Origin of the sequence: Desulfonatronospira sp. MSAO_Bac3, assembly GCF_003838035.1 — a bacterium.
GTDB lineage: Bacteria > Desulfobacterota > Desulfovibrionia > Desulfovibrionales > Desulfonatronovibrionaceae > Desulfonatronospira > Desulfonatronospira thiodismutans.
In genome coordinates this window covers 1-10,357 of sequence record NZ_QYZY01000357.1, presented here as the reverse complement: position 1 = coordinate 10,357, position 10,357 = coordinate 1, and the positions used below count along the sequence as shown (strand labels likewise).

Genomic DNA, 10,357 nt, shown 5'->3' with positions numbered 1-10,357 from the left:
TACTATAACAAGTTGTGTGCCTGCATCACACAAAGTCTTTAAAAACAATTGGTTATAGATTTTTAAAAGGAAGTTGAAGCTCTGGTTAGACATCTGGGGGATGTTTTTGTCTTGCCTTGCAAGACGCGGCAGCTTTTAAGGAGGGGCCAGGCCGTGTCGTGATCATATAATGACAAGCTTGTGTGACAGCAAGAGGCTTAAATAGTTTAAATAAAATTGTCGTCAAAAAGAAAGGAGCTATATCTTGCGGTGTTTCACAGGTGAAAGGCCGTATTTTTTGAGCATGGCGTAGAGCCTGGGCCTGGACAACCCTGAAAGACGGCAGGCGGTGGGCATATCTTTACCGGATGCCTGCAGAAGCTCTTCAAGGTATTTTTTTTCAATGCGGGCTATGGCCTGCTCCCGGTACTCTTTAATCTTTGGGAATTCTTCGTCGCGTGCAGGTTCTTGACTCTCGGTGCAGGCCTGCATCATGTCTTTTTCCATGACCTGCTGCTTGCAGAAAACTTTCAGGGGCAGGGGCAGATGCTCCGGCTGAATAACAGGTTCATGGCGGGCCGTGATGGCCATATGCTCCAGGGTGTTTATGAGCTCGCGAACATTGCCCGGCCAGCTGTAACCTGCGAAAGCATCTATCACCTCCGGGGAAGGCTGCTTGTTTTCCAGGCCGTGTTTTTTGCAGATCCTGTCCAGAAAATAGTACATGAGCTCCAGCACGTCTTCCTCTCTTGAGTTGAGTGGAGGCAGGGTCAAGGCAAAACTGTGAAGACGAAACAGGAGGTCCCGGCGAAAAGTCCCTTCAGCGCACATGCGGTCCAGATCCTTGTTTGTGGCTGCAACCAGTCTGAAATCACAGAAAATCTCCGTAGCTGAGCCTACCGGTCTGAAGCGGCGTTCCTGAAGAACCCGCAGGAAAAGTTTCTGTGTATTAAGAGAGAGTTCTCCTATTTCATCGAGAAAGAGGCTTCCGCCGTGAGCCTGCCTTATAAGCCCGGTGTGTTTTTTGTCTGCAGTGGTAAAAGCCCCTTTCTCATGTCCGAACAGGGTGCTTTCCACAAGGTTTTCAGGCAGGGCGGCGCAGTCTATGATAATGAATGGCTTGTGACTTCTGGGGCTGTTCAGGTGTACGGCCCTGGAGAAGAGCTCTTTTCCCGTTCCGGTCTCACCATAGATGAGCACGTTGGAGTTGCTGCGGGCGAATGATGCAAGGGTGGCCAGGCAGTAGTTTATGCTTCGGGACGAACCAATGATTCCACACCTTTTGAAATCGTCATCATTTATCGCTGAAAGAATGCTGGAGGCTTCCAGGGCTCGCCCGACTGACTCGCGCAGTCTTTTCCAGAATACCGGTTTCTGAAAGTAATCCCATGCTCCCAGGGTGATGGCTGTCTCAATGAGATCTGAGTCATGTTCGTCTGTAACTACAATGACAGCCGGCCTGTGGAGCTGCTCCATGTTTTTTTTGAAAAAGTTCAACTGGTTTTCTTGGGACAGGTGGAGGTCCATGATGATTGCCTCGCATTTTTCCAGCAAGTCAATTCTCAAATCCTGAAAATCATCTGCAGCATGACAGCTGCCCAGAGACCGCATTTCCCGGACCGCTTCCCTGTAGAAAGTTCTGTCCCGGGAAAAAATGAAGATTCTGGGGGATTTTTTCAAGCCGGTTCTCCTGGTCATGCTGGACAGAAGTGTCGTCTAAGCGCTTAGCACAAATTTCAAACAAACATGAAGGATTACGTGCACGGTGTGAACTCCCCTCCCATGCAAGAAAGTATGGAAGTATGGGGTATCCATGTCTGGGTGTAAAGATGTTTTGACTCCCATACTCCCATACGCCCTTACTCCCATACTTCTTAAGGGCCGGGGGTGGTTGTATGAAATCCCTTCCTTTTTCGGATGCTGCCCTGAAGAGGCCTCTTTTTCCGCGCTGCCTTTCTGAATGTCTGTGTGCTGCGTGGGCATCTGGCTTTGCAGCGGGCAGTCAAGTATCACCCAGCAAGACTTGTATTGATCTCTACCAGCAAAAGTCTTGCTTTACAATATTTTTTGCATGCACATGGAGTTGAGGACTGGTTCTTCATTTGGCGGACCGCAGGCAATGCTATGAGTCTCAATCCATAACTGCAGAGTTTAGCTGGCCGGCATTTTAAGGATTTATCAGTCTCAGGGGTGTTGCAGGGCGGCCCTTGGAGATTCAGCAATGGGCGCTGGCAACAGGATATAAGTGAATCTGAACGCCTTGAGCCAGGGCTTGAAAGCCAGTTTGAATTATGCAAGGCTTGGTTTCAAGCATCACCCGGGGACGTTTCGGATCAAGCCTGTGTGCAAGCAAAATAAGGAAGTGATCATTATAGAACAAACCACCCCCGGCCCCTCCTTAACCAAGGAGGGGAGCGGATCGTGCCGGGCTCATAAAATGACAAATTTTTGTGACAGTGACATGCTCAAATAAATGAACTTGAATTGTAGTGACTTAGAGGGAGTTACGAGTGATACATAAAAGGAAATGATCATTATAGAACGAACCACCCCCGGCCCCTCCTTAACCAAGGAGGGGAGTGGATCGTGCCGGGCTTATAAAATGACACATTTTTGTGACAGCGACATGCTGAAATAAATGAACTTGAATTGTAGTCACTTAGAGGGAGTTACGAGTGATATATCTAACGCGGACTTTGCCCGCAACCCAATAAAGAAAAGAGCTTTTTTGACAGGATTAACAGGATTAAGAGATGGATGAAGAGAAAATCATTTTTGTCCTGGCCGGAAGCCAGGCCAAAAGGTAATCACTCGCCTCTGGCGATAGCTAATGCAATCTGCTGCGGCTTCCGGCCGCTGATTGCTTATCCTGTCAATCTATGCCTGCCACGCCTCTTTGGCGTGGTTAATCCTCTCTAAGGCCTGCCACTCGCAGCGCGTGGTTCTTGTTTTTTATGACAGGGTTTCGGGAGGAAGTCACTAATTATTCGTCAACCGTAAGATGCGCCACCTAATAATTGAGCGTATCTGTTGAGATTTTAAAGGACAGCAGGGGACAGTCCTGCCTCACTTACCTGAAAATAAGTGCGGCAGGACTGTCCTTCTCATGGAATAAGGGTGGAGATTGGTCTAAGCTTTTTCAAAGCAGAAAATACCCCAGGTGAGGTGTCCGTGTCTGCCGCCGGTACTCCAGTGCTCCAGGCCTTTTTTCATGTTGTCCAGATATTCCTGGCTGACGTCTTTTTTGCGCAGCTCATCTTCCATTTTTATGGTATCCTCCAGAACCTTGGCATAGTGGTTGGCAAGCTGTACCTGCAGGTTTTCAAAGGATTTGAGTTTGAGCCCTGCTTCTTGAGCCGCCTGAATGTAGAATGTGGGTGTTGCCATGGAGGTCAGGTGGATGCGTTTTAAAATGGGGTCTAAGTATTCTGCGTAGGCATCCTCAGTCTGCATGGGGTCGGTGAAGATGAGTTCCCCTCCCGGCTTTATACCCCGGGCGGCTTCGCCAAGCACTTTTTTGCGGTCCGGGCTGTGCAGGAAGGCGTCCTGGGACCAGGCTACATCAAAAGAGTTGTCCTCGTAAGGGACATTTTCAAAGTTGCCGTCCACCACTTCGATGAGGTGGTCGAGTCCCTGCTCCCGGTTCATTTCACGATGGCGGTTGTTTTCCGTTTCGCTTAGATTCAGGCCCACCACCCGGCAACCGAAGGTTTTGGCCAAGTGCCTTGCAGTTCCGCCGTATCCGGAGCCAAGATCCAGCACCCGGGCCTTGTCTTTCAGTTCTTTAAGATTGCGGGAGTAAGAGGCCATACGGTCTATGGTTCTCTTGCTGGCCTCATATAGGGTGTCTTCAGGCCGGCGGTAGATGCCCAGATGGTGCTCCTCGCCGCCCCAGACTTCGGTGTAAAAGATGCATGCATCGTGACTGTCGTAATATGATTTGCAGGTCTTTATTACTGATTCCTGATTGTCGCTCATGAAAAAACTCCTTAGCTGTTTGCGGGTTGGGGTTCAGCATCGTCCAGCACATACCAGCGCTGCTGGACCTTTTCAAAGGCAGGGACAAGGTAAAAGTACTCCTTGTCGTAAGGCCCGAACATGATCCGACGGAGGTATTCAAGGTCTCCCTGGACCTCCTGGTATTCCTTGTGGAAGAAACGGGCGTTTTCCATAGACCTTTCCCTCATGGCTTCTATATCCCCGACCCCGGTATTTATGAAAACAAACCGGGTATAATGCTTGATTTCCTCCCTGGCTCCCCATTCGGCCCAGGCGCGTCCCAGCCTGGGAATATATTCGTTTTCCATGGTTCCCAGAGGGTCTTTGCCTTCATCAAGCCATCCCCGGGTGAGATAATATGTACCGGGATGATCCCGGCTTATCTGTCTGTACTTCTCAAGGGAGCCCAGAAAAAGGGCCACACAGTCATGGGACCGGGTAATCACCAGACCCTGCTCCGGGGCCTGGACGCCGACAATTCCGTTGGAGCACAGGCCGTATCCCAGGATGATCTTAGAGGCGTATTTAGAGGCATGATCCACTTTTTCCTGGATCAGCTCCGGAAGCTGATGCGGTGCCCGGTGCATGTTCTGAGGCAGATAAAATGTCTGCACCTCTTTTTCACGCCCCTGACGCAGATGCTCCAGTTCCGGTCTTAGAGCCCCGCAGGCGATGACCACCCGCGGGGAACGCGATTCGACGCCGATATCCTCTCCGGTATCTTCTCCCTTGAGCATTCTTAGTTGTTCCGTCCTTGGTTACAGTTCAAACTTGTTGGCCCTGTAGGCCTCAAGGAAGTTCATGCAGAACTCGTCCTTGCCGGCCAGGGTCTCTGCCACGATTATATTGGCCATCATGTTGGCGTCCATGGGGTTGATGATGGCCGTATCCAGCCCTTTAAGCACGGCCATGACCACGAAGTTGCGGTTGAGGATGGCCCTCTTGGGCATGCCGAAAGATATGTTGGACATGCCGCAGACAGTGTGCACACCTTCCAGCCTGGTCATGATCATTTCTATGGAATTCAAGAATTCCACACCATACATTTTGTTGGTGGAGATGGGCTGAACCAGGGGGTCAACGTAAATGTCATCGGCCTTGACACCTTTCTGCATCAGTACATTGACCAGTTTTTCCGCTATGGCGAAGCGGTCTTCGGCGGTTTCAGGCATGCCCTCGTCGCTCATGCAAAGAGCCACAACCTTGCACTTATGTTCGGATATTATGGGCAGCAGGTTGTCAAAGCGCTCACTTTCCAGGGATATGGAGTTGACCATGGGCACGCCTGCCTTATCCTGGTGCAGCTTGAGGGCGGACTCTACTACAAGAGGGTCCGGGCTGTCTATACAACAAGGTACATCAACTTCCTCCTGTACCAGTTTTATGAGCCAGTCCATGTAATCCTTTTCTTTGCCCACGAATATGCCGGCATTGACATCGATATAATCGGCTCCGTGTTCGGCCTGATCTCTGGCCAGCTTTTTTATGGTATCCACATCCTGGGCCTTGATGGCTTCGCCGACACTTTTTCTGCTGGCATTGATAAGTTCTCCTACTATCTGCATTTTCTCCTCCTGTTGTTTTTTTACATAAAAATGTTGAAATAAGGTAAATAGTTACCATGAATCCGCAACCAGCCTTTGGTTTGCCCAGCTGAAGCAGATGGTGAATTGTTACGAAATTAGTCAGATAGGTATCTGCATCAGGATTTGCCGGCTATTTCAAATTCGGCATCGCGGAATTCCATGCTCTCGGCGTAGAGTTCCATGAATTTCGGGGACTGGGCAATGGAGATATGCTCGATATCCTGCAGATTTATCTCCAGAAACCGGCGGTAGGATATGTCCGTTAGCATCCAGACGCACCCGCTGCGGCAGGCATTTCCTGCAAACTCCACCCTGTCCTTGGTCCCTCTTGGGATAATGCCGATGGTTTCCAGGTTCTCAGGGTTAAGATAAAAGCCGAAACCTCCGGCAATGACTATGTTGTCCAGTTCGTCTACAGTGCATCCTGCCTCGTCCATTAATACATCGATGGCCGCCCTGATGGCCCCTTTGGCCAGCTGGATCTGGCGGACGTCGCGCTGGCTGAAGGATACCTGGGGACCGATTTCAAACACTGTCTGACCATCCACCTCCTTCAGGCGGGTGTTTATGCTTTCCGGGACAGAATTGCACGGCAGGGAGCAGAATCTTCCCGTAGGATCAATTACCTGCAGGCGCAGAAGAGCAGCCGCCAGATCCACGATGCCGCTTCCGCAAATGCCTCTTGGTTCGCTGTCGGCCACGGTGGAGAAAGTTATACTGTCCGAATTGCTCTTGACTGATTCCACAGCGCCGAAGGATGCCCGCATTCCGCAGGAAAGGCCCATGCCCTCGAAGGCCGGCCCTGCCGCTGCGGAACAGGCCAAACGTCTGCCCAGATAATTCAGTGCTATTTCGCCGTTGGTTCCAACGTCTACAAAAAGAACCGACTTGGTGTCATCGAAAAAGTCGCTGTGAATAAGCAGGCCCGCAGTGATATCCGAACCGATAAAGGCGTGCATGACAGGGGGAATGTACACCCGGGCATCAGGATTGACCTTGATGCCGAACTGCTGCACCGGGTAGCTGATGCCGGACTTCATATCCACGGTAAAGGGGATCTGCCCCAGGGGAGCAGGGTCTATCTCGGCTATTATCTGCAGCATGGTGGTGTTGCCCCCAAGCACCACATCCAGGATCTCCTTTCGCTTGGAATCCGAATCCACGCATACCTCGTAGATCAGCTCGTTTATGCCCTTGCGCACTGCCTGAGCCAGCTCATGCAGACCTTCCTGGGTGGAGCCGTGCTGTATCCTGGTCATGATATCATGGCCGAAACTGATCTGAGGGTTCAGCTTGGAGGCGGTGGAGAGAACCACACCGGTTTCCAGGGAGACCAGGGTGACCACTATGGTAGTAGTGCCCAGATCAATGGCCAGTCCCTTGGGCTCATATTCGTCCTCCCATACCTTGAGTACCCGGGGCTCGGGAAAGTTGTCGTACAGCATCTCCGGATAATCCTGCTCGTCCAGGATCTTCACCGCGCTGACCAGCCTGGAAACCGGGGCGATTTCACCTTCCAGAATGGTCTGGGATTCCCGGAAGCGCTTGGCGTCGCGCAGAAAGTTCATGGGCAGGTTTATCGTCAGATCTTCTTCAGGAACCACCTGGCAACTGAGACGGTATCCCTTTTCCAGGTCACTCTCTGTTATGTTTTCGTTGGGCGTGTAGGGAACCTGCTGGTGTTCCTGAATCCAGACTCCGCAACTGCCGCAGGTGCCGTTGCCGTTGCAGGGGCTTTCCACGTATACCCCCCTGCGAAGCAGGATATCCCGCAGGGTTTCGCCTTCCCTTGCGTCAGCCCGGATATTTATGGGCTGGATAGTAATTCGTGGCATAAATAAGCCTTTTGGTTTAGTCTCGTTTACGGGTTAAAGTGAAGGTCTCCTGAGTATCCTCGGCCAGGGACTCCAGGTCCATGCGCAGGGAGTGCCCGTCGACATTTTTGGGGACCTCGATTCCTATGCGCATGGTAAAGATGGGCTGCTGCAGATGCTTGGAGCGGTCCACCTTGGTGCTCAGCTTCAAGATATTGATGCCCCTGCTGGCCAGGAGCTTGGAAGTCCGGTACACTATTCCGGCCTTGTCCTGGCCCCGGACCCTTATTTCGTAACGGGGCTGGTCTTTTCTGGCCCTGGAGATTTCGATTTCATCGCTTTCCATGGGAAATATATGCACCTTGAGGTCCTCTTTTTGCTCCAGGGATTCAAGGTTTCTGTTCAACCTGTCCGCTTTGTCCTCGTCCTCGGCAATGACATGGATCATGAGCGTAAAATGTACGCCCATGAGGGTCATAAAGGAATTTTCAATATTGCATCCGGCCTTGTATATGGAACCGGTCACGTCCGCGACAACACCGGGTCTGTTGCTGCCCATTGCTGCAAGAATGTACTGGTTTTGCATTGCGTCTCTCTGGTCAGGGTTTTTGAGTTGAAGTTACAATTGACTATCCGAACTGCTCTGAAAGGCTGGGGTTGCCTACCGCGCGGGCCTGTACCCGGTGCAGGGTGCCTTCGATGTTTTTTCTGGCGCTTACCATTGGTTCTTCCGCGCCGGATTCCTCTGCGGACCACCTGGCAGCTCTTTTGACTGTTTTTTCTGCGTAGGCCAGGGCCTCTTCCATTTCCGCATAAGAGCTTTTTTCCCCCTCGAACTGGACAATGTAGGATCTGGAAGAATCGGATTCCTGCAAAAACACAAGAGCTTCCTTGTCCACAATTACCGAGCCGGCTACCGCTCCCACGGCATTGGCCACTCCGGGACATCTGGGAAGCTCAAAGCGGGCGTTCAGTTTTCGGGCTACTCTGCTGACGAAGATTTCCGCAGGGGCCCCGATGCCGATGAGGGGAAAACGGCTGGTCAGGCTTATCCCCATGTAGGCATCGTTTTGCAGCAGTCCTTCCTGAAAAAGCCACCTGGACCAGGTGCCGTCCAGGTCTTCCGGCAGGTCTTCCTGTCCCTGCCTGGCCAGGAAAATAAAAGCCTCCCTGGTCATTTCAGCCACAATGTGGTCCATGATCCTGGAGTTGAATTCCTTGGCCTCCAGTCCGTACAGCCCGCAGATATACTTAAAGGCAGCCCTGGAGGCTTCCTGGCTGTCCAGGTCCAGTTCGCCCCGGACATGCAGAAGATCCGTGGGGGTCAGGGTGGATACGCCGATGATTCTTTTCTGGAGCAGGTCTTCCACATTGAGCTGTACCAGATGGTTCACGCGCATCTTCTTGAGAAGGCTGTGCAGGGTCAAAGGCCTTTGTGCAACAAGATCCAGCACTGCTTTTTTAGCCGGATGCTCCAGAACGGGATCATCCGGGTCCACCTCACGGGCCTGGAACCAGTATTCAATATCGGACTGGCTTTTGCTGCAGTCTCGCCCCCGGCCCAGGTTTTCCAGTTCCTGCAGCACTTCCGGATACATTGCAGCGAGGCGGGACAGAGGGACCACGCGGTTTGGACCCACCTGAAACTCCTTGGCCGAGTTGATGCTTATGCGGCTGTCGCAGCCGATACACACTGTGCGGATGCGGGCAGCCTGGACAGAAGTCTCCATGAGGCCCACCCGGGCCCCGTGTCCGGATACAGTAATGTTGCCGTTTTCAATCAGGGCCATATCAGTTGTGGTTCCGCCGACGTCCACCACCAGGGCCGAATCCAGGCCGGAGAGAAATCGTCCCCCTATGCTGCTTGCCGCCGGGCCGGACAGGATGGTTTCCACCGGCTTGCGGGCGGCCTCGGTGTAGGGCATAAGTGATCCGTCCCCCTTGACTATCATGAGCGGGGCCTTGATGCCCAGGTCCTTGAGGGAGGCCTTAACAGCCTGGATGAATTCATGCATCACCGCCACCAGGGAGGCATTTAGAGATGCCGTGGTGGCTCTTTTTATGGAATCAAGCTGGGTGGACAGCTGATGCCCCAGGACCACCGGGATGTCTGTAACTTCGCGTACAGCCTGCATGGCCTGTTCTTCGTGCTCAGGGTTCAATGGACTGAAATAGCTGGAAATGGCCAGGGCCTCCAGCCGGCCCTGCTGGTCTTTGAGCCAGTTCTTTATGCCCTCCAGGTCCGGGGGGGACTGTTCTTCGCCCTGGGCGTTGTGACCGCCCTGAAAATAGGCGTAATTGCCGGTGGCGAACCTGGAGTCCAGGCCGTAGCTTTCAATGAGATCCTGGTCGTAGCCCATGAGGATCAGGCCCACAGGCTTGGTGTTGCCCTCGGCGATGAAATTTGTAGCCAGGGTGCTGGAGATGCCCACCAGCTTGACCCTGGAAGGGGCATCAATGTCAATTTTGTGCAGGACATCAATTATGCCCCGGGTCAGGTCGTCATATGTGGTCAGGGTCTTGGCTGAAGCCAGAACCTCCCTGGTGCCGTAGTCCATGAGCACCCCGTCGGTGTAGGTGCCCCCGGTATCAATGCCCACCACGTAATCCCGGCCGGACTTGGGGATGTCCCGTCCGTCTGCGGGATTGCGGGTGCTTAATCTGGATTGTGTCATTATATTCAGGGTATGGGTCTGAGGTTTAGATTGAAAAGTATGGGGAATGGAGCACGGGAACGGACAAGAAGCCTGGCGATACCCGGCTCCACGTCCCCTTTGTTGTTACCTTGTTTATTGGGAACTGTTTTTTAGTGACTTACTCCTGAAACCCTGTCATAAAAAACAAGAAACTTAGACAGGATGTATCTGTTTAGCGCTTTTAAGGAAAGCAGGGGACAGGCACTCCGGGACCCACTTGAGCATCATTTTGTGCTTAAAACATCTCATTTTTTGGGACAAGTGGGTCCCGGAAGAGCCAGTC

7 protein-coding genes are annotated in these 10,357 nt (G+C 52.3%); all 7 read right to left on the bottom strand.

What is annotated here, in order from left to right; all coding sequences use genetic code 11:
• Positions 1 to 237 precede the first annotated feature (237 nt).
• The 7 genes from D5S03_RS12675 to D5S03_RS12645 all read right to left on the bottom strand — a co-directional run bounded on the left by D5S03_RS12675 (position 238) and on the right by D5S03_RS12645 (position 10,053).
• Entirely contained in the window at positions 238 to 1,659 is a 1,422-nt protein-coding gene (locus tag D5S03_RS12675; protein ID WP_287044277.1) for a sigma-54-dependent transcriptional regulator, read from the bottom strand.
• A 1,449-nt stretch (positions 1,660 to 3,108) separates the two neighbouring features.
• Positions 3,109 to 3,957 carry an SAM-dependent methyltransferase gene (locus tag D5S03_RS12670; protein ID WP_287044276.1) on the bottom strand — a complete coding sequence of 283 codons (849 nt, stop codon included), beginning with the start codon at positions 3,955 to 3,957 and terminating at the stop codon, positions 3,109 to 3,111.
• 11 nt (positions 3,958 to 3,968) lie between these two features.
• Positions 3,969 to 4,715 (bottom strand): DUF1638 domain-containing protein, encoded by a 747-nt coding sequence (locus tag D5S03_RS12665; RefSeq protein WP_008870678.1) that lies wholly within the window; start codon positions 4,713 to 4,715, stop codon positions 3,969 to 3,971.
• A gap of 21 nt (positions 4,716 to 4,736) precedes the next feature.
• Positions 4,737 to 5,543, bottom strand: a complete 807-nt coding sequence (locus D5S03_RS12660; RefSeq protein WP_008870677.1) for a methyltetrahydrofolate--corrinoid methyltransferase — start codon at positions 5,541 to 5,543, stop codon at positions 4,737 to 4,739.
• A gap of 137 nt (positions 5,544 to 5,680) precedes the next feature.
• Entirely contained in the window at positions 5,681 to 7,399 is a 1,719-nt protein-coding gene (locus D5S03_RS12655) for an ASKHA domain-containing protein (protein WP_008870676.1), read from the bottom strand.
• A 16-nt stretch (positions 7,400 to 7,415) separates the two neighbouring features.
• Positions 7,416 to 7,964, bottom strand: coding sequence for a glycine cleavage system transcriptional repressor (locus tag D5S03_RS12650; RefSeq protein WP_008870675.1), 549 nt, complete (start codon positions 7,962 to 7,964; stop codon positions 7,416 to 7,418).
• 43 nt (positions 7,965 to 8,007) lie between these two features.
• Positions 8,008 to 10,053, bottom strand: a complete 2,046-nt coding sequence (locus tag D5S03_RS12645; protein WP_008870674.1) for a hydantoinase/oxoprolinase N-terminal domain-containing protein — start codon at positions 10,051 to 10,053, stop codon at positions 8,008 to 8,010.
• Between the last annotated feature and the right edge of the window lie 304 nt (positions 10,054 to 10,357).

What these genes read in the sequence shown, in the direction of transcription:
- D5S03_RS12665 (WP_008870678.1), bottom strand. Translation starts at nt 4,715, where the DNA reads ATGCTCAAGGGAGAAGATACCGGAGAGGATATCGGCGTCGAATCGCGT.
- D5S03_RS12650 (WP_008870675.1), bottom strand. Translation starts at nt 7,964, where the DNA reads ATGCAAAACCAGTACATTCTTGCAGCAATGGGCAGCAACAGACCCGGT.
- D5S03_RS12655 (WP_008870676.1), bottom strand. Translation starts at nt 7,399, where the DNA reads ATGCCACGAATTACTATCCAGCCCATAAATATCCGGGCTGACGCAAGG.
- D5S03_RS12660 (WP_008870677.1), bottom strand. Translation starts at nt 5,543, where the DNA reads ATGCAGATAGTAGGAGAACTTATCAATGCCAGCAGAAAAAGTGTCGGC.
- D5S03_RS12645 (WP_008870674.1), bottom strand. Translation starts at nt 10,053, where the DNA reads ATGACACAATCCAGATTAAGCACCCGCAATCCCGCAGACGGACGGGAC.
- D5S03_RS12670 (WP_287044276.1), bottom strand. Translation starts at nt 3,957, where the DNA reads ATGAGCGACAATCAGGAATCAGTAATAAAGACCTGCAAATCATATTAC.